Annotated in this window: 26 protein-coding genes and 1 pseudogene; 13 read left to right on the plus strand and 14 right to left on the minus strand. The window is 66.7% G+C overall.

The genetic code is table 11. The features are described 5' to 3' along the window. Positions 1 to 5 precede the first annotated feature (5 nt). Positions 6 to 836, plus strand: a complete 831-nt coding sequence (locus QW881_RS26090) for a hypothetical protein (RefSeq protein ID WP_316158870.1) — start codon at positions 6 to 8, stop codon at positions 834 to 836. A 23-nt stretch (positions 837 to 859) separates the two neighbouring features. Further along, the gene (locus QW881_RS26095; protein WP_316158837.1) at positions 860 to 1,684 is read left to right on the plus strand and encodes a type 1 glutamine amidotransferase; all 825 of its coding nucleotides are present in this window, start codon (positions 860 to 862) and stop codon (positions 1,682 to 1,684) included. Positions 1,685 to 1,695: 11 nt separating this feature from the next. Here the strand turns inward: QW881_RS26095 and QW881_RS26100 are convergent, their stop codons facing one another. Together QW881_RS26100 and QW881_RS26105 are read right to left on the minus strand one after the other, a co-directional pair. Further along, the gene (locus QW881_RS26100; RefSeq protein WP_315753693.1) at positions 1,696 to 2,406 is read right to left on the minus strand and encodes an LrgB family protein; all 711 of its coding nucleotides are present in this window, start codon (positions 2,404 to 2,406) and stop codon (positions 1,696 to 1,698) included. Continuing rightward, positions 2,381 to 2,800 (minus strand): CidA/LrgA family protein, encoded by a 420-nt coding sequence (locus QW881_RS26105; protein WP_315753691.1) that lies wholly within the window; start codon positions 2,798 to 2,800, stop codon positions 2,381 to 2,383. Before QW881_RS26105 ends, QW881_RS26100 begins: the two co-directional genes overlap by 26 nt. Before the next feature lie 109 nt (positions 2,801 to 2,909). Here QW881_RS26105 and QW881_RS26110 point away from each other — a divergent pair, with 109 nt between their 5' ends. The 4 genes from QW881_RS26110 to QW881_RS26125 all read left to right on the plus strand — a co-directional run bounded on the left by QW881_RS26110 (position 2,910) and on the right by QW881_RS26125 (position 8,242). Further along, a complete protein-coding gene (locus QW881_RS26110; protein WP_315734888.1) occupies positions 2,910 to 3,791 on the plus strand; it encodes a LysR family transcriptional regulator in 882 nt (293 codons plus the stop codon). Positions 3,792 to 4,363: 572 nt separating this feature from the next. After that, on the plus strand, positions 4,364 to 5,191 hold the full coding sequence (locus tag QW881_RS26115; RefSeq protein WP_315753968.1) for a class II glutamine amidotransferase: 828 nt from the start codon (positions 4,364 to 4,366) through the stop codon (positions 5,189 to 5,191). 25 nt (positions 5,192 to 5,216) lie between these two features. After that, complete coding sequence (locus QW881_RS26120; RefSeq protein ID WP_315753687.1) at positions 5,217 to 6,989, plus strand: N-acetylglutaminylglutamine amidotransferase; 1,773 nt, start codon at positions 5,217 to 5,219, stop codon at positions 6,987 to 6,989. 20 nt (positions 6,990 to 7,009) lie between these two features. Beyond that, positions 7,010 to 8,242 (plus strand): carboxylate-amine ligase, encoded by a 1,233-nt coding sequence (locus QW881_RS26125; protein WP_315753685.1) that lies wholly within the window; start codon positions 7,010 to 7,012, stop codon positions 8,240 to 8,242. Between the two features lie 7 nt (positions 8,243 to 8,249). Here QW881_RS26125 and QW881_RS26130 read toward each other — a convergent pair whose 3' ends face one another. The 3 genes from QW881_RS26130 to QW881_RS26140 all read right to left on the minus strand — a co-directional run bounded on the left by QW881_RS26130 (position 8,250) and on the right by QW881_RS26140 (position 11,136). Next, positions 8,250 to 9,455: an amidohydrolase family protein gene (locus tag QW881_RS26130; RefSeq protein WP_315753683.1), complete on the minus strand. Its 1,206-nt coding sequence runs from the start codon at positions 9,453 to 9,455 to the stop codon at positions 8,250 to 8,252. 113 nt (positions 9,456 to 9,568) lie between these two features. Next, positions 9,569 to 10,201, minus strand: coding sequence for an alpha/beta hydrolase (locus QW881_RS26135; RefSeq protein ID WP_315753681.1), 633 nt, complete (start codon positions 10,199 to 10,201; stop codon positions 9,569 to 9,571). Beyond that, positions 10,198 to 11,136, minus strand: coding sequence for a ring-cleaving dioxygenase (locus QW881_RS26140; protein ID WP_316158834.1), 939 nt, complete (start codon positions 11,134 to 11,136; stop codon positions 10,198 to 10,200). Before QW881_RS26140 ends, QW881_RS26135 begins: the two co-directional genes overlap by 4 nt. A 131-nt stretch (positions 11,137 to 11,267) precedes the next feature. Here QW881_RS26140 and QW881_RS26145 point away from each other — a divergent pair, with 131 nt between their 5' ends. The 3 genes from QW881_RS26145 (at position 11,268) to puuE (ending at position 14,046) form a co-directional block, all read left to right on the plus strand. Continuing rightward, positions 11,268 to 12,173: a LysR family transcriptional regulator gene (locus QW881_RS26145; protein WP_315734881.1), complete on the plus strand. Its 906-nt coding sequence runs from the start codon at positions 11,268 to 11,270 to the stop codon at positions 12,171 to 12,173. Positions 12,174 to 12,256: 83 nt separating this feature from the next. Next, the gene (gene uraH / locus QW881_RS26150; protein WP_315734880.1) at positions 12,257 to 12,613 is read left to right on the plus strand and encodes a hydroxyisourate hydrolase; all 357 of its coding nucleotides are present in this window, start codon (positions 12,257 to 12,259) and stop codon (positions 12,611 to 12,613) included. A 5-nt stretch (positions 12,614 to 12,618) separates the two neighbouring features. Next, on the plus strand, positions 12,619 to 14,046 hold the full coding sequence (gene puuE, locus QW881_RS26155) for an allantoinase PuuE (protein ID WP_315753677.1): 1,428 nt from the start codon (positions 12,619 to 12,621) through the stop codon (positions 14,044 to 14,046). Here puuE and QW881_RS26160 read toward each other — a convergent pair. Together QW881_RS26160 and QW881_RS26165 are read right to left on the minus strand one after the other, a co-directional pair. Further along, a complete protein-coding gene (locus QW881_RS26160) occupies positions 14,037 to 15,389 on the minus strand; it encodes an amidase (RefSeq protein ID WP_315753675.1) in 1,353 nt (450 codons plus the stop codon). The genes puuE and QW881_RS26160 overlap by 10 nt on opposite strands. Beyond that, a complete protein-coding gene (locus QW881_RS26165) occupies positions 15,376 to 16,569 on the minus strand; it encodes an MFS transporter (protein WP_315753673.1) in 1,194 nt (397 codons plus the stop codon). The genes QW881_RS26160 and QW881_RS26165 overlap by 14 nt, the downstream gene beginning before the upstream one ends. 29 nt (positions 16,570 to 16,598) lie before the next feature. On the opposite strand from QW881_RS26165, the gene uraH (QW881_RS26170) reads away from it, so the two are divergent. Further along, positions 16,599 to 16,940 carry a hydroxyisourate hydrolase gene (uraH, locus tag QW881_RS26170; RefSeq protein ID WP_315753966.1) on the plus strand — a complete coding sequence of 114 codons (342 nt, stop codon included), beginning with the start codon at positions 16,599 to 16,601 and terminating at the stop codon, positions 16,938 to 16,940. A gap of 271 nt (positions 16,941 to 17,211) precedes the next feature. On the opposite strand, the gene QW881_RS26175 is transcribed toward uraH (QW881_RS26170), so the two are convergent. From QW881_RS26175 to QW881_RS26200, 6 genes are all read right to left on the minus strand, one after another. After that, complete coding sequence (locus QW881_RS26175; RefSeq protein ID WP_315753671.1) at positions 17,212 to 18,027, minus strand: ABC transporter permease; 816 nt, start codon at positions 18,025 to 18,027, stop codon at positions 17,212 to 17,214. Further along, positions 18,024 to 18,893, minus strand: a complete 870-nt coding sequence (locus QW881_RS26180; protein ID WP_315753669.1) for an ABC transporter permease — start codon at positions 18,891 to 18,893, stop codon at positions 18,024 to 18,026. Before QW881_RS26180 ends, QW881_RS26175 begins: the two co-directional genes overlap by 4 nt. Positions 18,894 to 18,897: 4 nt before the next feature. Then, a complete protein-coding gene (locus tag QW881_RS26185; RefSeq protein ID WP_315734871.1) occupies positions 18,898 to 19,944 on the minus strand; it encodes a polyamine ABC transporter substrate-binding protein in 1,047 nt (348 codons plus the stop codon). 25 nt (positions 19,945 to 19,969) lie between these two features. Further along, positions 19,970 to 21,055, minus strand: coding sequence for an ABC transporter ATP-binding protein (locus tag QW881_RS26190; protein WP_315753667.1), 1,086 nt, complete (start codon positions 21,053 to 21,055; stop codon positions 19,970 to 19,972). A gap of 228 nt (positions 21,056 to 21,283) precedes the next feature. After that, complete coding sequence (locus QW881_RS26195; RefSeq protein ID WP_315783840.1) at positions 21,284 to 22,033, minus strand: aspartate/glutamate racemase family protein; 750 nt, start codon at positions 22,031 to 22,033, stop codon at positions 21,284 to 21,286. A 104-nt stretch (positions 22,034 to 22,137) separates the two neighbouring features. Beyond that, on the minus strand, positions 22,138 to 23,613 hold the full coding sequence (locus QW881_RS26200) for an amidase (RefSeq protein ID WP_316158831.1): 1,476 nt from the start codon (positions 23,611 to 23,613) through the stop codon (positions 22,138 to 22,140). 282 nt (positions 23,614 to 23,895) lie between these two features. Between QW881_RS26200 and QW881_RS26205 the strand changes: the two genes are divergently transcribed. Both QW881_RS26205 and QW881_RS26210 read left to right on the plus strand, forming a co-directional pair. Then, on the plus strand, positions 23,896 to 24,480 hold the full coding sequence (locus tag QW881_RS26205) for a LysE family transporter (protein WP_316158830.1): 585 nt from the start codon (positions 23,896 to 23,898) through the stop codon (positions 24,478 to 24,480). A gap of 129 nt (positions 24,481 to 24,609) precedes the next feature. Further along, positions 24,610 to 25,020, plus strand: a pseudogene (locus QW881_RS26210) (efflux RND transporter permease subunit); the annotation flags it as partial. A 61-nt stretch (positions 25,021 to 25,081) separates the two neighbouring features. Here QW881_RS26210 and QW881_RS26220 read toward each other — a convergent pair. Continuing rightward, a complete protein-coding gene (locus QW881_RS26220) occupies positions 25,082 to 25,648 on the minus strand; it encodes a hypothetical protein (protein WP_316158828.1) in 567 nt (188 codons plus the stop codon). Positions 25,649 to 26,007: 359 nt separating this feature from the next. On the opposite strand from QW881_RS26220, the gene QW881_RS26225 reads away from it, so the two are divergent. Continuing rightward, positions 26,008 to 26,403 carry a GFA family protein gene (locus QW881_RS26225; RefSeq protein ID WP_316158827.1) on the plus strand — a complete coding sequence of 132 codons (396 nt, stop codon included), beginning with the start codon at positions 26,008 to 26,010 and terminating at the stop codon, positions 26,401 to 26,403. Positions 26,404 to 26,947 lie beyond the last annotated feature (544 nt).

The following is a 26,947-nucleotide window of genomic DNA, read 5'->3' on the forward strand; positions in this document are numbered from 1 at the left end:
CGATCATGTTCGTGGCGCGTGTCCTGTCGGTGGCTGCCGCCCTGCTGCTCGTGACCGCCGCCCTCGCGGCCGACACGCCCGGCGAGACCAGGGGCACGGTGCTGGAGCCGTCGTCGGCGAATCTCGCGCTGACCTGGAGCCTGGCCCATCTGGTGTTGCCGGCGGCGCTCGTCGGCGGACGGCGCTGGGAGGGGCATGCGGAGGACGCGCCCGACGTGATCGGGATCGCGCCGCTCGTGATCGTGATGCACGGGTCGAGCGGCGTGGCGCCGGCGGTGAAGGAGTTCCAGGCCTGGCTCGCCGATGAGCTCGGCGTGGCGTCGGTGGCGCCCGACAGCCTCGCGATTCCCGACCGGCTGACCTACGCCTCGCCGGTCGACGTCGCGATCTATGAGCGCGTCCACGCCTTGCGGCTGGCCGAACTGGAGAACGCGCTGAAGGCTTCGCGCGATTGGAGCTGGGTGGACCGGCTGCGGATCGTGCTGGCGGGCACCAGCGAGGGTTCGGTGGCGGTCGGCCGCTACGCCGGCAAGGATGTTGCGGCGCGGCTGATCTATTCGTGGTCGTGCGAGGACAACTACTTCGTCACCGCGCCCAGGCTCGGCATCGGCCCAAAGGAGCCGGTGCTGAACGCGATCTCGGCGCGCGATCCGTATTTCTCCGCGGCCAATCCCTGGAACAAGGACCGCGCCCTCACCGGCTCCTGCGCCGCCGCGCTCAAAGACGATGCGAAGGCGGAGGTGATGGTGATCGATGCCGACGTGCATACGATCCTGAACCGGCCGGAGGTGCGCGAGCGGAGCGCTCGATTCCTGCGCGGCGTGCTGGAGCCCTGATCGGGCGGGCGGAGGATTGACGAGTGCTGAGACTGCTCGTGCTCGAAGGCAACTCGCTGGACGGCCGGCGCCGCTGGGCCGAGGTCGCCGGCGCCACGCCGTCGGAGAGCTACGCGGCCGTGCTGCGCGCGCTGGCGCCGGACGCGGCGATTGACATCGCCACGCCCGCTGATGCCGATGCGCGCCTGCCGCAGCCGATCGAGGCCTATCAGGGCATCGTCATCACGGGATCAGCGCTCAACATCTATCAGCGCGAGCCGGAAGCGCTGCGCCAGATCGAGCTGGTGCGGACGATCTTCGCGCGGGGCGTGCCGATGTTCGGCTCATGCTGGGGACTCCAGCTCGCGACCGTGGCGGCCGGCGGCGAGGTGTCGCTCAATCCGGCCGGCCGCGAGGTCGGCTTTGCGCGCAAGATCGCGCTGACGGAGGCGGGCCGTGATCACCCGATGCATGCGGCGCGGGGCGCCGTGTTCGATGCACCGGCGATTCACAGCGACATCGTCACCCGGCTGCCGCCGGATGTGACGGTCACCGCGCACAATGCCATGAGCGAGGTGCAGGCCGCGGAGATCCGCAGCGGCTACGGCCGGTTCTGGGGCGTCCAATATCATCCGGAATTCAGCCTGCAGGACGTTGCCTGGGTGATCCGCCGCATCGGCCAGCCGCTGGTCGAGGAGGGCTTCTTCGTCGATCCGGCGGAGCTCGAGCGCTACGCAGCCGATCTCGCCGCCCTGCATCATGACCGCGCCCGGCGCGACATTCTGTGGCGGCTCGGGCTCGACCAGGACGTCGCGAATGACGGGGTCCGGCAGGCCGAGATCAGCAACTGGATCGCCTCGCTCGCGTGACGCTGAGAACGCTACCGCATGAACTGAATGATGAGCGGCGCCAGCGCCACGTTCATCAGCCCGACCAGCACCATCACGAGGCCGGCGATCGCGCCTTCCTCGCGCCCGATCTGGTGGGCGCGCGCGGTGCCCGCACCATGCGCGCCGACGCCGAACAGCGCGCCTCTGGCGAGCGTCGAGCGCAGTGGCAGCCGCGCCAGCACGACGTCGCCGACGGCGGCGCCGATGATGCCGGTGAGCACGACGAACACGGCCGTGAGATCGGGGATGCCGCCGATCTCGCCTGAGACTTCCATCGCGAACGGCGTGCTCATCGAGCGCGGCAACAGGCTCAGACGCAGCTCGCCATCGATGCCGAGGACATAGGCCAGTGCCCAACTGGTCGCCAAGGCGGTGAGGCTGCCCGCGACCATGCCGGCCAACAGCAGCGGCCAGCGGCGGCGGATCAGCGCGCGTTGCTCATAGATCGGCACGGCGAAGGCGACGGTGGCCGGGCCGAGCAGCGCCACCAGCCAATGCGTGCCGCGGATGTAGTCGCGATAGGAGACGTTGAGCGCGAGCGCTGCGACCATCAGCAGCGCGGGCGCCACCGCGAGCGGCATCAGCCACCAGCGCGGCCAGCGCCGGTGCATGCGCTTCGCCAGCAGATAGAGCAGGATCGTCGCGAGCGACCAGACCGCCGCCTGGATCAGCGGCTCACGCCACAGCGCGGCGAGGGTCATGACGCTCGGTCCAACGGTAGCAGAGGTCGACGGTGAGTGCAGTCACGCACATCACGGCGGTGGTGCTGACGACGATCAAGGCGAAGATCTTCAGGCCGAGCAGGCCGAACAGTTCGCGATGGTCGAGCAGCGCCAGCACCGCCGGCACGAAGAACAGCAGCATCTCGGCCAGCATCCAATTTGCGCCGCGCTTGATGCTGGCGACCTTCAATCCGCCTGCCAGGACCAGAGTGAGCGCCAGCGCCATTCCGATGATGCCGCCTGGCAGCGGCAGGCCAGTTGCCCGGGCCAGCGCCTCGCCGGCAGCCCAGAACAGGCCGAGCAGACCGATCTGCACCAGCCGGTTGCGGCGGAGCAGGCGATGAACCCCAATGGAAATGCTGCGATGCATCATGTGGCGGCGTCCGTAAGTGATTGCGCGATCAAGGTATGCCGCATCGCAACATGTAGAAAGCGAATTGAATGAATGATATCAAGTCAAAAATCGAATACTGAGCATGATTATGGAACTTCGAACCCTCAGGACCTTCGTCGAGGTCGTCCGCCAAGGCGGCTTCTCGCAGGCTGCCAAGGTGGTGTTTGCGACCCAGTCGACCGTCAGCAAGGCCGTCAAGCAGCTCGAGGACGAGCTCGGCCTGCCCCTTCTGGACCGGCTCGGCCACAAGAGCCGCATGACCGCGGCCGGCGAGATCGTCTATCGCCGCGCGATCCGGCTGCTGGCGGAGCGCGACGACCTGCAGGCAGAGCTTGCCGAACTGCGCGGCCTGAAGCGCGGCGTGCTGCGCCTCGGCCTGCCGCCGATCGGGTCGAGCACGCTGTTCGCGCCGTTGTTCGCGCTCTACCGCCAGCTCTATCCCGAGATCGAGATCCGCCTGGTGGAGCACGGCAGCGACCGGCTCAGCGAATTGCTGGCTGCAGGCGACATCGATTTTGCCGGCCTGCTGCCGCCCATCGCCGATGAGTTTGCCGCGCAGATCGTGCGCCGCGAGCCGCTGATGGCGCTCGTCTCTGTCAATCATTCGCTGGCCCGCCGCAAAACGATCACGCTCGCTGAGCTGCGCGACACGCCGTTCGTGCTGTTCGAAGCCGGCTTCGCGCTCAACCGTATCCTCCGCGAGGCCTGCCGCCGCAATGGCTTCGAGCCGGTGGTGGCTGCACGCAGCACGCAGATCGATTTCATTGCCGAGCTCGCCGGCGCCGGTCTCGGGGTCGCCTTCCTGCCGCGCATGATCGCGACCCAGCGCACGCAGGTGCCGATCAGTCTCGTCCTGCTCGACGAGCCCGGCACCGAATGGACGTTGGCGATGGCCTGGCGTCGTGGCGCCTATCTGTCGCCGGCCGCGGCGGCGTGGCTCCGGTTGGTGCGCGAGCGCGGCGAGGCGTGAGCATGAGTGCGGCGATGTCGCTTCATCTGCGAGGAACGTGCGGCGAGACGGTCGGTGTCGCCATGACGATTGGCGAGGACCTGAGCTCTACGCACAACTCGCAATGATCGAGCACCTGTCGCAACGACGGGAAAGCGGAGCCCGGAGAGGCGATCTCCGACGTGCGGACGGGAACGGCAAGAGCTGACGAAGGTTGCCTTCGCGCGCTGACTCGTTGATCTGCGCGAGAGGACAATCGATGAATGAGGAAGATCACGAGCACCCAGATCGCAAACCGCGAGATCGCAGAGAGCTGCGCGACGCGGACGCTCCCGCGACGAAGCGGCCAGGCCCCGGAAAGCATGCCTTCGGCTGGCCCGCATGCGCGGCCCGACCTGACCGACAAGGACAAGACTCCCGGCACTGGCATGTTGCTGGAGCCGGGCGACGCCAATCCCAGTCCCACAGGCTGACGTCCCGTGCGTGACTGAGTGCGCGGGAACCAGGGGTGCTTTGACGCGTTTCCGCCTGCTCCGAAAGAACGTGACACGCGCAGGCGTGCCGCGCGCTCATTGATTGAACCGGAGGGCAGGATGTGCCGCTGGATCGCGTACCGCGGTGAGACGACCGCCTTCGAGCACTATGTGACGGAGCCGGAACACTCGCTGGTGACGCAGAGCATCCGCGCGCTGGAATCCACCGCAGGCACAAATGGCGATGGCTTCGGTCTCGGCTGGTACGGTGATCATCCCGAGCCAGGCCTGTATCGCGAGACACGACCGGCGTGGTCCGATGAGAATCTCCGCTATCTTTGCCGGCACCTGCATTCACATCTTTTCTTCGCGCATGTGCGCGCCGCGACCGGCACGGCCGTGACCCGTCAGAACTGCCATCCGTTTGCCTGCGGCCGCTGGCTGTTCATGCACAACGGCTTCGTCGGGAGCTGGAACAGGCTGCGCCGCAAGATCGAGGCTATGATTCCGGACGCGCTGTATCCTTCGCGGCTCGGCACCACCGATTCCGAAGCCGTGTTCCTCGCCATCGTCGGCGCCGGCATCGATCAGGACCCGATCGGTGCGACATCGAACGTGCTGCGCGCGCTCCGCCAGCTGGTCAACGAGGACGGCCTGCGCGAACACCTGCGCTTCACGTCCGCCCTGTCGAATGGCCACGATCTCTACGCGTTTCGCTTCGCTGAGAATGATCGCGCCAACTCGCTCTACTACCGGGAAGATGGCGATCAAGTGATCGTCGTCTCCGAGCCTTTTGACAAGGAGCCGGACTGGATCGAGGTTCCGCCCGATCACGTGCTGGTCGCGCGCGCGTCCAGACCCGCCGAAATCGTTCCGCTATTTGCCACGGACTCTGCCGGCTTCGTCGCGGAACGCAAACGATCACAGAGGGTTGTCGGCGGCACATAACACAACAGAAACTGGATGATCCGCGATGTGCGGCATTTGTGGTGAAGTCAGGACTTCCGGACAGCCCGCGCTCGCGGCGCTCGGCCGAGTCAACGACGCGATGCAGGCGCGCGGTCCCGACGCCGCCGGCCTCTACGTGCAGGGCGGAATCGCGCTCGGCCACCGTCGTCTCAGCATTCTCGATCTATCAGCCGCCGCGCAGCAGCCGATGATCGATGCCGCGCTCGGCCTCGGCATCGTGTTCAATGGGTGCATCTATAATTTCCGCGAGCTGCGCGCCGAGCTGCAGGCGAAGGGCTATCGCTTCTTCTCCGACGGCGATACCGAGGTGATCCTCAAGGCCTATGATGCCTGGGGCAAGACCTGTGTTCAGCGCTTCAAGGGCATGTTCGCCTTCGCGCTGTGGGAGCGCGACAGCGGACGCGTCGTGATCGCGCGCGACCGTCTCGGCATCAAGCCGCTGTACTACACCGAGGGGCCGGGCTTCCTCCGCTTTGCCTCGTCCCTGCCGGCGCTGCTCGCCGGTGGTGATGTCGACACCTCGATCGATCGAACGGCGCTGCATCATTTCTTCAGCTTTCACGCCGCCGTTCCGGCGCCCCGTACGATCCTCAATGGCGTGAAGAAGCTCGAGCCGGCGACGTTGCTGACGATCGAGCCCGATGGAGCGCAGCGCCGCGAACGCTACTGGCAGTTCAGCGTCGGCGCGCCGCGTCCGACCGATCGCGCCATGAGTCAGGAAGAATGGTCGGATGCATTGCTGGACGCGATGACATCGGCGGTGGACCGTCGCCGTGTCGCTGACGTGCCCGTCGGTGTGCTGTTGTCGGGCGGGCTGGATTCGTCGCTGCTGGTCGCGCTGCTGTCCAAGCTGGGACACGAGGACATCCGCACCTTCTCGATCGGCTTTGACGCGGTGGGCAAGCACACCGGCGATGAATTCCACTACTCCGACATCATTGCACGGACGTTCGGCACCAACCACGAGCAGATCAGGATCGGCGGCAACCGCGCGCTCGACGCCTTGCCCCATGCCATCGCGGCCATGTCTGAGCCGATGGTCAGCCACGACGCGGTCGCGTTCCATCTCCTGTCGTCGGAGGTCGCCAAGCGCGTCAAGGTGGTGCAGAGCGGGCAGGGCGCCGACGAGGTGTTCGGTGGCTACAGCTGGTATCCAGGCTTCCTCTCGGCCAACGATCCCGTTCAGCAATATCAGAATGTCTATTTCGACTGGACGCATTCGGATCTGCAGCGGCTGCTGGCGCCGGAGTTACTCGGCGACGACGTGAGCCTGGCATTCGTGGAGCGCTTCTTCGGAGATCATGCCGGCGCCTCGGCGGTGGACAAGGTGCTGCAGATCGATACCGAGATCATGCTGGTCGACGATCCCGTGAAGCGGGTCGACAACATGACGATGGCGTTCGGGCTGGAGGCCCGCGTGCCGTTCCTCGATCACGACGTGGTGGAGCTCGCCGCGCGCATGCCCGCCGAGCTGAAGGTGAAGAACGGCGGCAAGCACATTCTCAAGGAGGCGGCACGCCGCTGCGTGCCGGCGGAGGTGATCGACCGCCCCAAGGGATACTTTCCGGTGCCGTCGCTGCGCTATCTGCGCGGCCCGTTCCTCGACTATGTCCGCGACGTGCTCAACGACAAGAAGGCGCGCGCACGCGGCCTCTACCAGCGCGACCTTATCGACCACATGTTGCAAAACCCCGAAGCCGAGATGAGCCCCAAAGGACATTCGCGGCTGTGGCAGGCGGCCCTGCTCGAGGCATGGCTGCAGACGCACGGCATTTGACGTCTGACAGGATTGATCACATGGGATTGGATCCACGCATCTTGGAGAAGCTGCGGCTTGGCCTGAGCGATGACGAGCGTCGTCTGGTGATCCGCTCGGCCACCGGCAGCGAGGAAGTCACGGAATATTCGTTCGGCATCGAGGAGGAGTACTTTCTCGTCGATTCGCAGACGCGCGATGTCGCGATCCGCACGCCCGACGATCTGTTCGAGGCCGCCAACTGGTCGACCGGCGGACAGGCCATGCGCGAGATGCTGCAGGCGCAGCTCGAGGTCGCCACCAACGTCCATGTCGATGTCGGCGATGCGCGCGAGGAGCTGAAATTCCTGCGGCGCGAGGTTGCCAGCGTGGCAAGTCAGTATGGCCTGACGATCCTGGCCTGCTCCACGCATCCGACCGCGAGGTGGCGCAGCTCGCAACCGAGCCCCAAGCCGCGCTACGCGGAGATGATGGAGGACCTCCGCATCGTCGGCCAGCGCAACATGCTGTGCGGCATGCACGTGCATGTCCAGTTGCCGGACCCGGACCTGCGCTTCGCGGTGATGCGGGCGATGCTCCCTTACATCCCGGTGTTCGTTGCGCTGTCTGCGTCCTCGCCGTTCTGGAATTCGCGCGAGACGGGCCTGAAGGGCTATCGGCTCGCCGCCTATGACGAGCTGCCGCGCAGCGGCCTGCCCGAGCTTTTCACCTCGAAGCAGCAATATGATCGCTATGTCGCGGCGCTGACGAAGTCCGGCGTGATGCCGGACGAGAGTCATGTCTGGTGGGCGATGCGGCCGTCGCTGCGGCATCCGACCTTGGAGTTGCGTGCGCCCGACGTCTGCACGTCGGTGGATGACGCCGTGGCGATTGCCTCGCTCTATCGCGCTTTGGCACGCTACCTCTATCTCAATCCCGATCTTGCGGAGACCGTCGGCAATGTCGAGCGCGCGATCGCGGTCGAGAACAAGTGGCGGGCGCAGCGTTATGGCACCGACTGTCTGTTCGTGACCGAGGACGGTCCCGTGACGGGCCAGGAGATCCTCAACCGCATGATCGCGGATGTCGCACCGCATGCGGAGGCCCTGGGATGTCTCGCCGAGGTCGAGCACTGCCGCATCATCATGCAGTTCGGCAGCTCGGCCGACTATCAGCTGCAGGCCTATCGCGAGTCCGGCGGACAGTTATCGGCCGTGATGCGCTGGATCGAGGCCGCGACGGTGTCGCGCGCCGAGCCGCCGCGCTCACAGGCACCGGTCGAGCCGGCACAATGACGCGCGCCTAGGTCGGTTGCTTGATCACACGGCCGTCGCGCGCGATGAGGTGGCCGTCCTTGTAGACTGAGCGGCCCTTTGGCGCGGCGACGACAGCCTGCGGAACGTGCTCGGCATCGAGGGTGACGAAGTCGGCCCGTGCGCCCACGCGCAGGCCGTAATCCGCAAACCTCAAGGCCTTGGCGCCAGCCTCGGTGACGAGGTCGAAGGCCATCCGCAACTCGTCATCGACATAGAAGCCGGAGCGATAGCCGACCATCATGGCGCGGTTCAACAGATCGCCGTCGCCATAGGGCCACCAGGAGTCGCGGATGTTGTCGTTGCCGCTGAACACGGTGACGCCAGCCGCGCGCAGCAGCGCCACCGGCGGGAAGGGCCGCGCGCCCGGCGCGTTGGTCATGATGGCGACGCCAGACGCCGCCAGGACGTCGGCAATCTTCCTGAGCGGGTCAGCAGGCAGGTCGCCGAGCGCGTAGGCGTGGCTGACCGCGACGCGGCCTTGCATGCCGAGGGCGCGCGTGCGCGCGGCGATTTGCTCCAGCTCGAACAGGCCGAGCATGCCCGGATCGTGCAGATGGATATCGACATCGACGCCGTGCTTGTGGGCTGTGCCGAACACGACGTCGAGATGCTTTTCGACGTCGCGGTCGAAGCTCGCGGGATCGAGCCCGCCGACGAGGTTGGCGCCGAGCCTGATGGCCTCGTCGAGCAGTTCGGGTGTGCCCGGGCTCTTGAGGATGCCGCTCTGCGGAAAGGCGACGAGCTGGATCTCGATCAGCTCGCGATACTCGTCGCGGACGCGCAGGATCGTTTCCAGCGATGTGAGGCCGACGGAGCCGTCGACCATCACATGGCTGCGCATCCGCGTGGTGCCGTGGCCGATGCAGAGATCGAGCTGGTTGCGGGCGCGGACGTCCATCGGCGCCGCCGCCGCCATGTTCTGCGCCTGGAACGTGACGCGCTCATGCACGTCGAAGCCGTTGGTGCACGGCTTGTGCGGCTTCCAGGCATCGCCATAGAAGCTGGTGTCGAGATGGATGTGGCCCTCGACGAAGCCGGGCACGACCAGCGCGCCGCCGAGATCGATCACCTCGCGCGCCTCAGGGCGCTCGGTCTCAGCGAGAAGCCCGCTGATGCGGCCGCCGTCGACCGTGATCGCATGGCGCGCGCCGCGGTCGAGCCGCGCATTGATGAACAGCTTGTCGACGGCCATGCGCAACATCCTTCCCATCTATCCGCCAGCATCGGAGCCGCCGGAGGGCGGTCCGATGCTGGTGCTGATGAGACCACATTCTTGGCCAGGAGCCGCGACAGCCGCAAGCGTCTTCAGGCGGCGATCGCCTGCGGCAGTCCGGCGAGCCAGTCGCGCGCCAGCGTCACATCCGCCTGCGACAATTGGTGCCCCGCCGGAAGCGTCGTGTGGGTCACGTCGGCGCCGGCCTCGGTGAGCTGCGTGCACAGCTTCGCCGAATTGCTGACGGGTACGATCGGATCAGCGAGCCCCGACAGCATCAGCACCGGCCGGCGCGCGAGCCTGGCGGCCGGAGGATGCGCCAGCGGCACCATGGCGCGGAACAGCACTGCACCGGTCAGCGCTTCCGGCTGCAGTAGCAGCAGCGCGGCGGCGATGTTGGCGCCGTTGGAGTAGCCGACCGCGAGCGGCGCTCCGATCCCGTAGTGCTGACGCGCCGCGTCGATGAAGGCGCCGAGCTCCAGCGCGCGCCGGCGGACGTCGTCCTCGTCGAACACGCCCTCGGCAAGCCGGCGGAAGAAGCGCGGCATGCCATGTTCGAGCACCTGGCCGCGTGGCGACAGCAGGGCGGCGCCGGGCGACAGCGTAGCGCCGAGCGGCAGCAGATCGTTCTCGTCGCCGCCGGTGCCGTGCAGGAGCAGCAGTGGGGCTGCTCCCGGCGTGTGTCCGGGCTGGAAGCGGTGAGTGAAGGACAATGCCACGGTCATGATGCGGCCTCTTCGAGGTTGGGCAGCACGCCTTCGATCTGCTTGCGGTGCGATTCGAGGAAAGCGGGCAGCTTCAGGTTTCGTCCGAGCTCGGCGACCGGCTCGTCGACCGCGAAGCCCGGGATATCGGTCGCGATCTCGAACAGCACCCCGCCAGGCTCACGGAAGTAGATCGAGCGGAAGTAGTTGCGGTCCTTCTGCTCGGTCGGATGCAGGCCGTGGCGATCGACCAGCCGCTGCGCCATCACGCCCTGTGCGGCGTCATCGGCGGCGCGGAAGGCGATGTGATGCACCGACCCGGCGCCCTGCGCGCCGCGGAGAAAGCCCCTGGCCTCGTAGACGTCGACCACGCTGCCCTCGGCGTCGCCCGGCGCCTTGAAGCGGATCACCGAGCCTTCGCGGCCCGTCTCTTCGAAGCCGAACACGTCGGTCAGCACGGCGGCAGTCCTCTCGGCGGAGTCGAGCAGCAGGGTCACGCCGTGGAAGCCGCGGATCGCGTGCTCGGCCGGAATGTCGCCATTGCTGTAGCCGGGCTCGTTCTCTGCGCCGGGGACGCCGACCAGCGCCAGCGCCATGCCGTCCGGATCGGTGAACGGCAGCACCGACTCGCCAAAGCGCTTCTCCAGCGCCTCATAGGCGATGCCCTTCTCGGTGAGGCGCTGCGTCCAGTAGCTAAGGGAGCGCTGCGGCACCCGGAACGCGGTCTGGTGGATCTCGCCGACGCCGCGGCGGCCCGGCCGCACGCCGGCCCAGGGGAAGAAGGTCAGGATGGTGCCGGGGCGGCCGGTCTCATCGCCGTAGTAGAAGTGATAGGTGCCGGGATCGTCGAAATTGACCGTCTTCTTGACGAAGCGCAGCCCGAGGTCGCGGGTGTAGAAGCCGAAATTGCGGATCGGATCGCCGGCAATCGCAGTCACGTGGTGCAGTCCGGGCATGTGGGTCTCCTGTCGATGGGCCGCCGAAAGGGCCGTTGAACTCCTGGGCGCAATATTGGCCGGCTTTGATTTGGAGACAATCCGTGCTCTTGTGACGTCTCTGTCTACGATTTGGCGACAATGGCAGGCCTATGGACAAGCTGAGCAGCCTGCGGGCCTTCGTGAAGGTGGTCGAGAGCGGCAGCTTCGCCGAGGCCGGCCGGCAGCTGCGGCTGTCGCGCTCGGCGATCTCGAAATATATCGGCGAGCTTGAGCAGAGCCTCGGCGTGCAGTTGATCGTCCGCACCACGCGCCATGCCAGCCCGACCGAGACCGGCCAGCTCTATTTCGAGCGTGCAGTCTCGATTCTCGCCGAGCTCGACGCCGCCGATCAGGCCGTCAGCCAGTCGCAGGCCGCGCCGCGCGGGCTCTTGCGCGTCAACGCGCCGATGTCGTTCGGCACCATGCGGCTCGGTCCCGTCGTCGCCGATTTCATGGCCCGCTATCCCGAGCTGCAGTTGCAGATCGTGCTGAGCGACGATCTGCTGGATCCCGTGCAGGACGGCTTCGACGTGACGTTGCGGATCGCCGAGCTGGAATCGTCGAGCCTGGTGGCGCGGCGGATCATGCCGGTGGAGCGCGTGATCTGCGCCGCGCCGGCCTATCTCGCGCGGCACGGCACGCCTGGCAGCCCGGAGGAGCTGCGTCGCCACACCTCTCTCACCTACGGTTTCCTGCTGACCGGCAATCAGTGGAAGCTCACCGGCCGCGACGGCGACCACTGGGTCCAGCCGGCATGGTCGTTATGCGTCAACAATGCCGAGGTGCTGCGCGACGTCGCCATCAAGGGACAGGGCATTGCGCTGATCCCGCGCTTCATCGCGGCGGACGCGCTCGAGAGCGGCGCGCTGACCGCGATCCTCGCCGATTACGCCGCGCCGCCGCTCGCGCTCTATGCGATCTATCCGCCGACGCGGCACCTCTCGGTGAAGGTGCGGCTGTTCATCGACTTCCTGGTCGAGCGCTTCGGCAAGGAGCGCGACGTGACCAGACCGTAGGCTGCAACTGAACTGGAAATCGCCTCGAACCTTTAACCGGGCGCTGATAGTGTTCCGAGCCGGCAGCAGAGAGGTAACGATGCATGGGGCGGCTGAGCACGCATATTCTGGATACGGTCAGGGGCAAGCCCGCGGCCGGCGTCGCGATCGATCTCGATGTCCTCGAACCGGACGGCTCCTGGCGCCGCGTCAAGCAGGTCCGGAGCAATGCCGACGGGCGCACCGACCAGCCGATGCTGGCGGACGATGACTTCGCCATCGGCACCTACATGCTGACCTTCCATATGGGCGCTTATTTCAGGACCCACGGCCTCGCCTCGGGCGACCCGCTGTTTCTCGATCTGATCCCGCTCCGCTTTTCCGTCGCCGATGCCAGCGCGCACTACCATGTGCCGCTGCTCGCGACGCCCTGGAGCTACCAGACCTATCGCGGGAGCTGAGCCGGATGAGTGCTGACGTCTATCCCCGCGATATGGTCGGCTACGGCCGCACGCCGCCGCATCCGCGCTGGCCGGGCGATGCCCGCGTCGCGGTGCAGTTCGTGATCAACTACGAGGAGGGCGGCGAGAACAACATCCTCCACGGTGACGCCGCCTCTGAAGCCTTCCTGTCCGAGATCGTCGGCGCCCAGCCCTGGCCCGGGCAGCGCCACATGAACATGGAGTCGATCTACGAGTTCGGCTCGCGCGCCGGCTTCTGGCGGCTGTGGCGGATGTTCACCGCGCGCAAGCTGCCGGTCACGGTATTTGCAATCGCCACCGCGATGGCGCGCAATCCGGATGCTGTTGCTGCGATGAAGGAAGCCGGCTGGGAGATCGCCTCCCACGGCCTGAAATGGATCGACTACCGCGATGTCTCCGAGGCCGACGAGCGCGCCGATATCGAGGAGGCGATCCGGCTCCATACCGAGCTGACGGGCGAGCGGCCGCTCGGCTTCTACCAGGGCCGCACGTCGGAGCGTACGCTCGACATCGTGTTGAATCAGCAGGGCTTCGTCTACAGCGCCGATTCCTACGCCGATGAGCTGCCGTACTGGATCGCGGGGCCGCACGGCCCGCAACTGATCGTGCCCTATACGCTCGATGCCAACGACATGCGCTTCGCCACCCCGCAGGGCTTCAATTCCGGCGACCAGTTCTTCGCCTATCTGAAGGACAGTTTTGATACGCTCTACGCAGAGGGTGCGGAGAGCCCGCGCATGATGTCGGTCGGGTTGCACTGCCGGCTGGTCGGCCGCCCCGGGCGCGCGGCCGCGCTGGCGCGCTTCCTCGACTATATCACGGGTCATGACAAGGTCTGGGTCGCGACCCGGCTCGACATCGCCCGGCACTGGATCCGGACGCATCCGCCGGCCGGCGCATGGCGGCCGTCGCAGATGTCGCGCGTGCTGTTCGTCGAGCGCTATGGCGACATCTTCGAGCACTCCCCGGAGATTGCCGACCGCGCCTATCGCGCCGGCCTGTCCGCATTCGATGACGCCGCGGATGCTCTGCATACGACGCTCATGAATGTCGTCCGCGCCATGAGCCGTGACGAGAAGCTGAAGCTGATCCGCGCCCATCCGGAGCTCGCCGGCCGCGAGGCGCTGGCGGGTGAGATGACGAACGACTCGATCGGCGAGCAGGGTCGGCTCGGCTTCACCTCGCTGTCGCGCGCCGAGTTCGAGCGCGTCGCCGACATCAACCGCCGCTATCGCGACAAGTTCGGCATGCCGCTGATCGTCGCTCTGGCGCTGCACGCCGACCGCCCCTCGGTCATCGCCGAGATGGAGCGTCGCATCGGCAACGACCCGGACACCGAGATCGCCAACGCCATCGACCAGATCGGTCACATCACGCGGGCGAGGTTGGCGAAGAAGTTCGATCAGGACTGAGCGAGGATCTGCTCGGCGTCGGCAGCGACATCGAGCAGCAGGCGGTCGCAGCCGCGGGCCGCGATGAGTTGCAGACCGAATGGCAGTCCGTGAACGTTGGTGCCGCAGGGGATCGAGATCGCCGGCACGCCGGCGTGATTGGCGTAAGGCGTGAACACCGCATGCGCGCGCGGGCTCGCCGACTTGCCGCCGATCTTGGATGGGCCGAGCTGCGTGAACGGCCAGGCGACGCAGGGCACGGTCGGCGCCAGCAGCACGCCGGCCTGCGTGAAGAAGCTTGCGAAGGCCCGCGCGATCTGCGCGCTTGCCTCGAGCGCACGCGCGACATCGGCGCCGGTCAGGCCGAGCCCGCGCTCGATCTGCTTGGCGACATCTGGATCGAATTGCGCCGGATCATTGTGGAAGGCGTCGCCGTAGAGTGCGGCCAGCCCGGCATGCTGGAGCGGCATGACCGCGTCCTCGGCAAGGCCGGCCGGCCAGACGGGATCCTTGTCGACGATCGGCATGCCGCCGGCGCGGAGGCGGTCGACCGCCCGCTGCAGGCCAGCGCTGATGTCGCCATCGACCGCGACGTCCAGCCCGAGCCGCGGCGAGAACGCCACGCGCAGCGGCGTTGCATGATCCGCCACGGCCACATCGAACGTATCGGGATCGCGCGGGTCGGCGCCGGCCATAATCTCGAACGCAAGCCTGGCATCGCCGACATCGGTCGCGATCGGCGCGATCACCGAGATGCGCCAGAATGGCTCGGGGAATCCCGGCCCGTAGGGAATGGCACCGAACGACGGCTTGAAGCCGACCACGCCGACATGGGCCGGCGGCCGGCGGCTCGAGCCGCCGGCATCGGTGCCGATCGCGAGCGGCACGAGCCCAGCCGCCACCGCAACGGCGGGACCGCCCGACGAGCCGCCGGGCGTGAGCTGCCGGTCCTGCGGATGAACAGTCGGTCCGAACAGCCGCGAGGTCGTCACGCCCTTGCAGGCGAACTCGGAGGTTGCGCCGATGCCAACGATCACGGCGCCAGCGCGGCGCAACCGCGCGATCGCGATCGCATCCTCGGGCGCGATGAAATCAGCGAACAGCCGCGAGCCCTGCGTGATGCGCCAGTCCTCGACCCAGATGTTGTCCTTGACCACGATCGGCACGCCGGCGAGCGGCATTGCTTCGCCGGCGGCCACGCGTGCATCGACGGCATCGGCCTCGGCGCGCGTTCGCGCCGGATCTGTCGTGACGACGGCGTTGAGGTCACGGGCCGCGGCGATGCGCGCCAGCGCCTGCTCGGCCATCTCTCTGGCGGTGCTTTGCCGCGCCATGACGGCGCGTGCGATGTCACTTGCGCGCATGGGATCGCTCCATCAGCAGAACGGCCGCGCCCGCGGCCGCCGTCAATCCGAGTGCGACGAAGCTGCCGCCGAGTCCCACGCGGGGCGTCAGCAAGGCGACGAGCAGCGGCGCGGCGACGAGGCCGAGAAACGAGGCGGTGAGCACTGCGCCTGTCGCCTCGGCAACACGCCCGGGCTTGGCGAGATTGGCGATCTCGGCGATGAACACGCCGTTCCAACCACTTGCGGTCAGTCCGAACGCGACGGTGAGCAGGACCAGGATCGATCGGCTCAGCAGTGGCCCGCAGAGACCAAGCAGCAGCGCGCAGACCGCCATGCCGACGCCTGCCATCACCAGCACGGCCCGCGCCGAGCGCAGCCGTGTCGCCACAACGCCCCAGCCCAGCCGTCCCATCAGGCCGGCGCCTTGCGCCGACGCCAGCACCCAGCCGGCCTCGACATGGCTGAGCGCGAGGTCTGACGTGCCGAAGCTGACGAAGCAGGTGTTGAGGATGACCTGCATGCCACTGAACGGAATCGAGGCGACGGCGAGCGCGGCCATGCGGCGGTCGGCGCTGATCAGTCGCAGCCGATCGGACAGGCCGAGCCGCGGCATGGCCGGCGGCGTGATCGCATAGGCCGGCCGCAGACGCTCGAAGCCGGCGAAGGCGATGGCGGCGCAGACGATCACGGCGGCATAGGCGGAGCTCGGTGCCAGCAGCACGGCGATCGGCGGCAGCAGCAGCGAGCCGACGACGGCGCCGATCTGGCTGCCGGTCTGCCGGATCGAAAACACCATCGCGCGCTTCTCGGCCGGCACGAGACGTCCGAGCAGCGCTGAGCTTGCCGGTGTCTCCGGTCCGACCGCGAGCCCCAGCATCAGCCCGGCGCCGAGCAGGGCCCATCCACCCTCGAACAGGGCCAGCGACATGCCGGCGCAGACGGCGACCGCGCACAGCGCTGCGACGCGCAGCGAGCCGACGCGTTGGACCAGCGTGCCGCCCCAGAACGAGGAGACGAGGCTGATGGTGAAGGCCGCGGTGGAGAACAGCGACAGCTGCTCGATGCCGAGGCCAGCGCGTGGCGCGACGACGCCCGGCGCGAACAGCGCCAGCGACACCAGGGCCTGCAGCGCGGTCATCGCAGCGACCGCAGGCCACAGCGGCGCCGCTGGCGCTGACGCTTGCTTCGCGGCTATCATGCCGCGACAACCTGATGGCGGAGCACGAAATGGCCGGTGGAATCTCGGTTCATGCGGTTGATGTGGCGAACGGGCGCCCCGCGCGTGGCCTGCGCGTCGCGATCTGGCGCGTGACGCCGGATCGCACGCTGCTCGCGGAGGGACAGCTCGGCGCCGACGGCACCTTGCAGGCGCCGGTCGTCAAGGGCGACGGCGTCATCGCCGGCGAGTATGAGGTGCTGTTTCATGTCGGCGAGTTCTTCGGGGCTGGCGCTCAGACGAAATTCCTCACCACAGTGCCGTTTCGCTTCGCGATCGACAAGGTCGAGGAGCACTTTCATCTGCCGCTGAAATTCACCCCCTGGGGCTATTCGATCTTCCGTGGCGCTTAGAGCGTGTGGCCGTCCTTCGAGACGCCCGCCCGCGGCGGGCTCGTCGCAGCGAGCGGATGAATCCTACTACGCCATGACCACCGTCATTCCGGGGCAAGGCCGCAGGCCTTGAACCCGGAATCTCGATATTGTCTTGCGTCCATTGCCGACAATCTCGGGATTCCGGGTTCAATCGTCAACGCGCCGCCGCTTCGCGCCGTCGCATTGGCGATTGCCCCGGAATGACGGCCAAATCGCAACTATTCAGCTCCTTGCGACGCTGTCGGATTGATCAGCCCGTCAGCCGCTTCGACAGGCCGGTGGCGCGCTCCATGATCGCCATCAGCGCGATAGTGGCGATGATCAGCACGCTCGACAGCGCGGCGATGGTGACGTCGAGCTTGCCTTCGAGGTCCTGCCACATCCGGATCGGCAGCATGTCGGTGGCGGCATCGCGCAGGAACAGCGACACCGGCACGTTGTCGAACGACGACATGAAGGCGATGAACGCGCCGGAGATGATGCCGGGGCGGATCAGTGGCAGCACGATCCGGCGGAAAGTATAGAGCCTGCTGGCGCCGAGGATCGCCGAGCTTTCCAGCAAGGTCGGCTCGAGCTGGGCCAGTGCCGCGACGGTGTTACGGACGACATAGGGCACGCAGACGATGGTGTGGCCGATCACCAGCGTCAGCAGCGACACCGGCAGGCCGATCAGCGAGAAGAACATCAGCGCCGCCAGGCCGAAGGCGAGTGCCGGCAGTACCAGCGGCGACATGAACAACGAGTCCAGGAGCTTCGCCGTGAGCGTCTTCGAGCGCGAGATCGCCAGCGCCGCGGCGACGCCGAGCACGATCGACAGACCCGTCGACCACAGCGCGACAACGACGCTGTTGCGCGCGGCGAACTGCAGCTGCCAGGCGTTCCACAATTCGACGTACCAGCGCGCCGAATAGCCCGGCGGCGGGAATTTCAGCGAGAAGCCGGACGTGAAGGAGACGATCACCACGACCAGCGACGGCGACACGACGAGGATCAGCGCCAGCACGGCGATGACCGTCATCACGATCTGGAAGCTGAGTGCCTCGACATTCGTCTGCCTGCGGCTCATCGCGCGTCTCCGTAGCCGCGAGCACGGCGGCCGAGTGTCGAGAACAGCGCGACGATCGCCAGCACCGCGAACAGGAAGATGATCGAGATCGCCGCGGCGAACGGCCAGTTCTGCAGGGTCGAGGCCTGCTGGTAGAGATACATCGGCATGAACAGCATCTGCCCGCCGCCGACCAGGGACTGCGTGATGAAGGCGGTGATCGCGGCGGCATAAGTCAGGGTGCAGCCGGCGATGATGCCGGGCATCGACAGCGGCAGCATCACCTTGACGAAGGTGCGCCAGCTACCGGCGCCGAGTGAGGCCGAGGCGTCGGAGAGATTGGGATCGATGCGGCCGATCGCGGTGATCAGTGGCAGCACCATCAGCGGCATCTGCACCTGCGCCAGCGCCGCGATCAGTCCGCCCTGGGTGTAGATCATGCGCAGCGGCGTGCCGATCAGGCCGAGCGATTGCAGCACGGAGTTGATGATGCCCTGCCGCCCGAGGATCACGATCCAGGCGAAGGTGCGGACGACGACGCTGGTGAGCAGCGGCAGCAGCACGATCATGATGATCAGGGTCTGCACCCGGCTGCCCGAGCGCTGATACAGCCAGGCGATGGGATAGCCGAGCACGAGACAGGCGAGCGTCACCTCGGCGCCGAGCAGCAAGGTCGAGCCGAGCACGGCGAGGCTGAAGGGGTCGGTCAGGAACTTGATGTACTGGCCGAGCCCCCACACCGTCGCGGCGGTGTCGTTGTGCAGCGAGAGATAGAGCAGTTGCGCCAACGGCAGCACGAAGAAGATCGCGAACACCAGGCCCAGGGGCAGCGCAAGCTCCAGGCTGAAGCTGGTCACGTCTCCAGGTGCTGTCGTGGCGCTCTTCATCGCGTCAGATCTTGATGTCGCGGTTGAATTTCTCGATCCAGGACGCGCGCTGCTCGTTGATCTTCTTCCAGTCCTGGAACACGAACTTCTTCTTCAGCTCCGCGGTATCCTTGGCCAGCACCTTGGCGATCTCGCCGGTCATGGCCACCTTGGTGTTGGTCGGCACGATCAGATAGGGCGAGTTCATCAGCGTGGTCTGCACCTCCGGCGACAGCGCCGCCTCGATCAGCTTGAAGGCGAGCTCCTTGTTCGGCGAGTTCTTGACGATGTGGATCGTGGTCTTGAAGGCGATGGCGCCTTCCTTGGGCGCCACGAACTCGACCGGCACGCCACGCGCTTTCAAGATCTGGATGGCGTTGAAATTGCCGGGCGAGATGTCGATCTGGCCTTGCTGGAACAGGGTCGCCAGGGCGCCGGGATTGGCGGCGACCGCGGCGAGGTTCGGCTTCAGCTCCTCCAGCGCCTTGAAGCCCTCGTCGACATTGGCCTCGGAGCCGCCGCGCATGCGCGCGATCTCGACCAGCCAACCGGTGCCGAGCGTGGAGTTCAGATTGGTGATGCCGACCTTGCCCTTGAACTCGGGCTTCCACAGGTCGGCCCAGGAGGTTGGCGGCGTCTTCACCGTCTCTGGATTGTAGGTGAGGCCGACGACCTGGAAGAACGGCGCCGGGCCCATCGCGTCCTGCGCTTCCGGAATCAGGTCCTTGAAATAGGTGCTCTTGTCGGCCGGGAACGGATCGACGAGATCCTGGCCGATCGCGACCAGCGCCGGACCCGGATCGTGCAGCATGACGTCGATCGGCGGATTGGCCTTGGCGGCATTGACCTTGGCGATCTGATCGACCGACAGCATCGGGTCGAGCACGATGGCGGCATCGGCATTGGCCTTGCGGAACGCCGGCACGAGGACCGCCTTGTGCGCCTCCTCCCAACTGCCGGTGAAGGTCGCGAATACCAGCGGCCGCGCCTGCGCGAGGCTCAGGCCCGGGAAGGCGTGCATGGCTCCCAGCGTCAAGGCGCTGGTCAGGAGCCGGCGGCGATCAAGCATCATGTTTCACTCCGATGTGTCTGTGGGTCTATTGCGGGAAGACGGTGGCGAGGCCGGGTGCGATCGGTGCGACCCGCACCGGCGCGCCGGCATCGCGCAGTGGCGTGTCGCCGGTGCGGGCCTGCGAAATCTTGATGCTCGAGCCGTCGCTGGCCTTGATCTCATGGACCACGGTCGCGCCGAGCGGCAGCGCCATGCCGATCTCGCCGGCAAAGCCGGTGTCGTCGCTGACGAAGGTGAGATGCTCGGGACGCAGGCACACGGTGACCTTGTCTGAGGCACGCACCGGGGTGGGGGCGCGCGCGATGATCTCGCCGCCGGCCTCCAGGCCAACCTTGACACTGCCCGTGTCGGCCGCGATCACCGTCCCCTTCATCTTGTTCGCGGTGCCGACGAAGGTGTTCACGAACAGCGTCTGCGGCTGATCGTAGATCTCGGAGGGCGTGCCGAACTGCTCGAGATGGCCGTGACTCAGCACGGCGACGCGGTCGGCCATCGACAGCGCCTCCTCCTGGTCGTGGGTCACGATCAAAGTTGTGATCCCCGCCATGCGCTGCAGCCGCTTGACCTCGATCTGCATGTCCAACCGTAAATTCTTGTCGAGCGCGGCGAACGGCTCGTCGAGCAGCAGGATCGACGGTTTGATCGCGAGCGCGCGCGCCAGGGCCACGCGCTGTTGCTGGCCGCCCGACAATTGCCGCGGCAGCCGCTCACCGAACGGGCCGAGCTGCACCATATCGAGCAGCCGCTGCGCCTCCCTGTTGCGCGTCGCCTTGTCGACGCCGCGCGCGGCGAGGCCGTAGCCGACATTCTCGGTGATCGAGAGATGCGGAAACAGCGCGTAGTTCTGGAACACGATGCCGACCGCGCGCCGGTTGGGCGGCAGCGCATCGACGACGTCGTTGCCGATGATGACGCGCCCCTCGCTCTGGCCGATGAAGCCGGCGATGATGCGCAGCAAGGTTGTCTTGCCGCAGCCGGACGGGCCGAGCAGGGCGATGATCTCGCCGCCTTTCACATCGAGATTGATATCGGATACGGCCATCGTGCCGCTGGCGAAGCGGTGGGTGATCCGATCCAGAACGAGCGACTTGGCTTCCGATACGCTGGCCATGGGCTTCCTGCTCAACTGATCTGAAAAAGCAAGAAGCGTGCCGCCTTTTCAGGCAACGAAGGCGGCTTGTGTACAGAAGAGGAGGTGGGGGTATGGGAGTATGACGGGTTTCGCCCGAGCTCGCAGCTAACAAGATCTGGTTCGCTCTCTCCCCACGTCATTCCGGGCTCGCGCCGACAGCGTCCCGGAATGACGTGGGGAGAGAGCGTTGCGACTCAGACGGCCCAACTACCCGTCGCGATGCTCCAGCCGGGCGGCCAGCGCCTCGGGCAAGCCCGTCGTCGGCTTCGCGGCCGGGCGGCGGAAGGTGCCGGCGGTGGCCTTGCGCATCTTCAACGCCAGCAGTGCCTCGGCCTGCTTCACCGCGGCGATCACCTGATCGACCACGGGCACGGGAATGCGGTGCGCGACGCGGGCCGCGAGCCCGGAGAGCGGTGCGCCGGCGAAGATCAGCACGTCGGCCTCGTTCTCCTCCACCGCGCGCAGCGCCAGCTCGACCAGCAGCTCTTCCTTCTCGTGCTGCACGTCGGAGATCTGCTTGAAGCTGCCGTCGAGCATGCGGATGCCGGCGCAGCGCTCCATCAGGCCGTGCATGCGCACGCACTCCTCGTACCAGGGACCCAGCGCCTGCGCGAAGGTGACGATGGCGAAGCGGCGTCCGGCCATGCAGGCGGTCAGCATCGCCGCCTCGGCAAGCCCGATCACCGGCACGTCGAACAGCTCGCGGGCCGCGAACAGGCCGGGATCGCCGAATGCGGCGATGATCGCGGCGTCGAAGCTGCCGTTGCGCTCCGCCAGCATCTCCAGCGCGACGGCGCCGCCGATCTGCGCCTCCGCGCGGGTCGCGATATAGGGCACACCGCGCGGCGCGGTGCAGGGGATCAGGGTCGTGCCGGGTGCGGCAGCGTCGCGGCCGACCTGCAGCATCAGGTCGGTGATGTCGGTGCGGATGTTGGGATTGAGCAGCAGGATGTTCATCGGGCGCGCCTGATGGTCGGAAATGCAAGATTGCCGGAAATGCGAGCGCCTTGTCCACGCCCGGCGCAGCCTATCATGTCATCAGGATCAGGCGCGTGAGTCGCTCACTTGCTGGTCACATGCACGGCTGGCGTCGCGCCGCCGTTCCATTGACCGCCGATCGCGCGCTCGATCTGGGCCGCGAGCTGCAGCAGCAGGCCGTCATCGGCCTGTTTGCCGATCGCCTGGATGCCGAGCGGCAGGCCGTGCTCATTGGTCCCGAGCGGCAGCGAGATCGCCGGGATGCCGCAGAGATTGGCGAGCGGCGTGAAGGCGAAGTTGCGCCACAGATTCTCGAACCAGTCGAGCACGTCGGGATTGTCGCTGATGGTCAGGTATTCGGTGGTGCCGATCTTCGGCGTCGGCAGTGCCGTGATCGGCGTCAGGATGATGTCCCAGTCCTCGAAGAACGCGCCGAAGGCGCGCGACGTCGTATTGAACACCGCCTGCATCGCCGCACGCTCGGCGAAGCTGGTGCCCTTGCCCGCTTCCCATATCCGGATGTTGATCGGCTCGATCAGGTCGGCCGGCGGCCGCTCGAGCTTGCGTGATGCGAGCAGGTTGTTGATGACGATCGCGAAGTTCGAGATGTAGCAGGTGGTCTGCGCCGCGAACGCCTGGCGGTAATCGACGTCGGGCAGCGCGTAGCCGACGTGGTGGCCGAGGCCCTCGAGGATTTTGCCCACACGCTCCAGCTCTGAAGCAATATGCGGCGTGGCGCGGTAGTCGCCCCATTGATGCGACAGCGCAATCCTGAGCTTGCCGGGATCGCGCTTGATCAGGTCGACATAGGGCTCCGGCGTGGTCCAATACGGCATGAACTCGCCGGGCGCGCCGCCGCGGCAATGATCGACGAATGCCGCGGTGTCGCGCACGCTGCGCGACTGGCAGCCCTGGATCGAGACCAGGCCGCTTAGATCCGACAGATGCGGCGCGATCGAAAACACGCCGCGCGAGACCTTCAGCCCGATATTGCCGTTGACGCCGGCGGGAATGCGGATCGAGCCGCCGCCGTCGGTCGCGTGCGCGATCGGCACGACGCCGGCGGCGACCATCGCCGCGCTGCCCGCCGACGAGCCGCAGGTCGTGTAGTCGGTATTCCACGGATTGCGCGTGACGTAGACGGCCGGGTTCTCGGCCGAGCTGCAGACGCCGAACTCCGGCGTGGTGGTGCGGCCCATCAGATTGAGGCCGGCCTTGCGCATCTTCGCCGTCAGGTGCGTGTCGGCGGCGGGACGGTTGCCGCGCATGAACAGCGAGCCCTGCTCCTGCAGCCGTCCGGCCATCGTCGGCCCGAGATCCTTCATCAGGAACGGCAGGCCGGCGAAGGGGCCTGCGAGATTGGCGCCGGCCTTACCCGGATCTTCCACGGCATCGGCGAAGACTTCGACCACGCCGGACAGCGCGGGATCGACTTTTGCGATTGCCTCGGCGGCCTGCCTTGCCAGCTCCGCCGCCGTCAGCTCGCCGCTGCGAATGCGCGCCGCCAGCGCCATGCCATCATGCCGGGCCCACTCGTCCCAGCTCATCGCCAACGTCATCTGTCTTCCGATCCTTGCGCGCCAACCATCGATGCTTCGCGTTCGAACGGTGCGATGATCAGGCGCTGTTCCACTTCCGGCGCCGCGAACCTTAGTTTGCACGAGAGCCAAGTCAATCAGTCGCCCTGCATGCTGCCATACGATCCTATCATGCGGCGCGGCCGACCACCGTCCGCAATGAAGCCGACATACGAGCCGTTCCGGAAAACGGGACCGCAGCCCGCGGCGCCGGACGTTGACGCTCGTCAAGGCCAGCGCATGGCGCGCGTGCTTGATGCGGTCATGGATATCCTGACCTTCGGTGCGGCGGGCGCAGCGCTGCTCGTTACGCCCGGCCCAACGAACACGCTGCTCGCCACTGCCGGTGCGAGTCGTGGCGTGCGCGCCTCCGTTCATCTGCTGCTCGCCGAGCTTGCCGGCTATCTGCTCGCGATCGCGACGCTGCGCATCACGCTCGGTCCGCTCGTTGCGACCGCGCCGCTGGTCGGATATGCTCTTCGTGTCGTGGTCGTGCTCTATCTGCTGCACCTTGCTGCCGCGCTCTGGCGCCACGGCAGCAGCAGCGCAAGCGATGCGGCGCCGGTCACCCTGCGCGGCGTTTTCATCACGACGCTGTTCAATCCAAAGGCCATCATCTTCGCTTTCACCTTGCTGCCGCTGGAAGGCGATGCGGCGAGCCTATGGCCGTTCTTGGTCGTGCTCGGACTCTCGACTGCGACGATCGGAGGAGCCTGGATCGTGCTCGGCGCGACGCTGCGCTGCGGCCTCGGGCATGTCGTGCCGGCGTCGCTCGGCTATCGCTGCAGCGCTGCGGCCCTGGCGCTGCTGGCCTGTGTGATCCTGGCGCCCGCCCTTGGCGCGCTGTGAGCGGTTCCGCTTGTTACATTGTTGCTGATCGATAGCACCCGACACCGCGTGCTATGCGCACGGCGAACAGGGGGCGCGGTGCGCACGCTCCTGATCGGCGAGAACAGCCGCGCGGTGGCGCGGCGCGTGACCATCAACGGCATGGTCGAGAGCAGGGTGAGCGCCAACCTGACGAGCCTCGGCGCGGTCGATTTCGGCATCATCGTCGATGGCGCCGTCATCATTGTCGAGAACTGCCTGCGCCTGCTCGCCCAGGCGCAACACAAGAAGGGCGGCCAGCTCACGACCTCCGAACGGTTGCAGACCATCGTCAGCGGCGCGCGCGAGGTGATCGGGCCGAGCCTGTTCGGCACGGGCATCATCGCCGTGGTCTATCTTCCGGTGCTGACCCTGACCGGCGTCGAGGGCAAGATGACCGGCGCCGGCGCTGAAGGGCGGCGCCCGCTCGCCACCGTCGTCATCGGCGGCATCATCTCGTCGACGGTGCTGACGCTGCTGGTGCTGTACGTGCTGTTCAGACGCGAGGCGCGGAGCGTATAGGCGGAAGCGGCATGCAGCTCGCGACTTCGTAGCTGCATGCCGCGCGCCCCGGCGTCGGGACCTAGTTGAAGGCCATCGGCGCCGCGCTGGCCATCCAGCCGTCCGGCCGCGTGTTGCGGGCGAGCCGCTGGTAGCTCGGCGCACGGGCCTCGCGCGTGACACGAGCCGCCGCGCCGAACATCGCGGAACCGCCATTCGGGTTCACGATCGTGTAGCCGGCGATCGAGCGGGGATGTTCGCGGGTGACGTGGCCGCCGGAATTGCCGTCATGCACATACCAGATGTTGCCGGCGACCTGCTGCTGCAGGATCATGACGTGGCCGGACCGGACGGCAGCCATTCCCGGTGCGGGAGCTGCGCGCGGAAAGCGACGCCAGTTCGATGCCAGATTCAGCTCGGGAACGACCCGGCCGAACGTGTAGAGCGACGCTTCGCAGCCGCAAAATGCATGCGGACATCCCGATGGGCGGCCGCCGACGACGCGACCTTCGCCGGGAATCGAGGCCATCGCATTCATGTAGGAGTGGTGACGGTGCGAGTAGTGATGATGATGGTGGTGACGAGGACGCGCCTCGGCTTGAACGGAGAGAGCCAGCAATGCGGCGACGACAATAACAACGCGGTACATTTGGAGGACTCCTGTACGCTGTGAAATCCCCCTGCCGCGCGCCAATCAACGTCCAAACATGTCCTCAAGGTGACCGAATCACCCCTGAGCCATGCAAATGCGGGACGGCGCTGCCCGCTCAGACTGGTTCCAAATCATTCGGAGTGATTGACTCTCGACGCCGAGGATGACTCACAACAAATGAATGTTCCGCTTTGGGAAGATCAGACTACCTACTAACAGTGCGGCGACCGCGGCTGGCCTTCAGTCGTCCTGATAGCTGCAAGGATGCAATCAGGATAAGCAATCAGGACAAGTAACATCCTCCACGCGTGCGGCGCTCTTGGACATTCCGTTCCAGACCAAGACAGGAGATCGTCATGACCACGTTCCGCGGCAGCTGCCTCTGCGGCCAGGTCGGCTTCGAGGTCGACGGGCCGTTCGACAAATTCCTCAATTGCCATTGCTCGCGCTGTCGCAAGGCCAGCGGCACGGCGCACTCCTGTGAGGTCATCGTCAAGGCGGCGGCGCTGCGCTGGCTGCGCGGCGAGGCGAACGTCACGCGGTTCGACTTGCCCCGGGCGCGCAGCTTCGCCACCGCCTTCTGCAGCACTTGCGGCAGCCCGATGCCACATCTGACGCGCAGCGGCCGCGAGGCGATCATTCCCGCCGGAGGCTTCGATGAGCCGCTCGGCGCCGTTCCCGATCGCCACGTGCATTGGGCGTCCCGCGCCGACTGGTACGTCGATGGTGATGGGCTGCGCGTCGAGGACTGACGCGATCAAGAATGCCGCTCGTCGGGCGACTCATGCCCCTCACGCCGAGATCGGACAAGCCTGTCGAGGCGTCAGATACGCCCGATCGCCGCTGCGTCCGGAATCCGATTTCACGAGCAAGTTCAGGCTGATTTGGGCTGTCCAGTCCCGGCAGAAAAAATATCCCGCTTGGCAATTTCGGAAAATCATGATTGTTTGTCGCTGTCCCGCCTCATCGACGAGGGGCGCTGCGCAGTCGTCACGAAGCGTGGAGGTGGGATGTGATGGGCGGGCCGGTTTGCAGCGTGGTCATTCGCGCGGACGAACAACATCGGCTCGCACGGTCAAGTCGCGTGGTCCTGATACTCCGATGCCAGTATCAAGCCTGCGCCGGCGCCAACGGCGCCGCGTGGGTGACGGTGACCAGAGAGCCCGGCGCACCGGGGAGAATGCGAAGCAGCCGTTAAAGCCATCGCGCAGGGAGGGCCGGAGGTGGATTCAATTGGTCGTCGCAACACTCGATGAGGAGGTTGCGATGGGCATTCGAAAGAAACGGTCAACGCGG

Origin of the sequence: Bradyrhizobium sp. SZCCHNS3016, assembly GCF_032484535.1 — a bacterium.
In the GTDB taxonomy this organism is placed as follows: domain Bacteria; phylum Pseudomonadota; class Alphaproteobacteria; order Rhizobiales; family Xanthobacteraceae; genus Bradyrhizobium.

Coding starts and splice junctions, on each gene's coding strand:
- QW881_RS26225 (WP_316158827.1), top strand. CDS start 26,008: ATGACCACGTTCCGCGGCAGCTGCCTCTGCGGCCAGGTCGGCTTCGAG.
- QW881_RS26130 (WP_315753683.1), bottom strand. CDS start 9,455: ATGGCCGTCGACAAGCTGTTCATCAATGCGCGGCTCGACCGCGGCGCG.
- QW881_RS26135 (WP_315753681.1), bottom strand. CDS start 10,201: ATGACCGTGGCATTGTCCTTCACTCACCGCTTCCAGCCCGGACACACG.
- uraH (WP_315753966.1), top strand. CDS start 16,599: ATGGCCGGTGGAATCTCGGTTCATGCGGTTGATGTGGCGAACGGGCGC.
- QW881_RS26120 (WP_315753687.1), top strand. CDS start 5,217: ATGTGCGGCATTTGTGGTGAAGTCAGGACTTCCGGACAGCCCGCGCTC.
- QW881_RS26160 (WP_315753675.1), bottom strand. CDS start 15,389: ATGCGCGCAAGTGACATCGCACGCGCCGTCATGGCGCGGCAAAGCACC.
- QW881_RS26145 (WP_315734881.1), top strand. CDS start 11,268: ATGGACAAGCTGAGCAGCCTGCGGGCCTTCGTGAAGGTGGTCGAGAGC.
- QW881_RS26165 (WP_315753673.1), bottom strand. CDS start 16,569: ATGATAGCCGCGAAGCAAGCGTCAGCGCCAGCGGCGCCGCTGTGGCCT.
- QW881_RS26090 (WP_316158870.1), top strand. CDS start 6: ATGTTCGTGGCGCGTGTCCTGTCGGTGGCTGCCGCCCTGCTGCTCGTG.
- uraH (WP_315734880.1), top strand. CDS start 12,257: ATGGGGCGGCTGAGCACGCATATTCTGGATACGGTCAGGGGCAAGCCC.
- QW881_RS26115 (WP_315753968.1), top strand. CDS start 4,364: ATGTGCCGCTGGATCGCGTACCGCGGTGAGACGACCGCCTTCGAGCAC.
- QW881_RS26100 (WP_315753693.1), bottom strand. CDS start 2,406: ATGACCCTCGCCGCGCTGTGGCGTGAGCCGCTGATCCAGGCGGCGGTC.
- QW881_RS26185 (WP_315734871.1), bottom strand. CDS start 19,944: ATGATGCTTGATCGCCGCCGGCTCCTGACCAGCGCCTTGACGCTGGGA.
- QW881_RS26175 (WP_315753671.1), bottom strand. CDS start 18,027: ATGAGCCGCAGGCAGACGAATGTCGAGGCACTCAGCTTCCAGATCGTG.
- QW881_RS26220 (WP_316158828.1), bottom strand. CDS start 25,648: ATGTACCGCGTTGTTATTGTCGTCGCCGCATTGCTGGCTCTCTCCGTT.
- QW881_RS26105 (WP_315753691.1), bottom strand. CDS start 2,800: ATGATGCATCGCAGCATTTCCATTGGGGTTCATCGCCTGCTCCGCCGC.
- QW881_RS26140 (WP_316158834.1), bottom strand. CDS start 11,136: ATGCCCGGACTGCACCACGTGACTGCGATTGCCGGCGATCCGATCCGC.
- QW881_RS26190 (WP_315753667.1), bottom strand. CDS start 21,055: ATGGCCAGCGTATCGGAAGCCAAGTCGCTCGTTCTGGATCGGATCACC.
- QW881_RS26110 (WP_315734888.1), top strand. CDS start 2,910: ATGGAACTTCGAACCCTCAGGACCTTCGTCGAGGTCGTCCGCCAAGGC.
- QW881_RS26195 (WP_315783840.1), bottom strand. CDS start 22,033: ATGAACATCCTGCTGCTCAATCCCAACATCCGCACCGACATCACCGAC.
- QW881_RS26205 (WP_316158830.1), top strand. CDS start 23,896: ATGGATATCCTGACCTTCGGTGCGGCGGGCGCAGCGCTGCTCGTTACG.
- puuE (WP_315753677.1), top strand. CDS start 12,619: ATGAGTGCTGACGTCTATCCCCGCGATATGGTCGGCTACGGCCGCACG.
- QW881_RS26200 (WP_316158831.1), bottom strand. CDS start 23,613: ATGACGTTGGCGATGAGCTGGGACGAGTGGGCCCGGCATGATGGCATG.
- QW881_RS26125 (WP_315753685.1), top strand. CDS start 7,010: ATGGGATTGGATCCACGCATCTTGGAGAAGCTGCGGCTTGGCCTGAGC.
- QW881_RS26180 (WP_315753669.1), bottom strand. CDS start 18,893: ATGAAGAGCGCCACGACAGCACCTGGAGACGTGACCAGCTTCAGCCTG.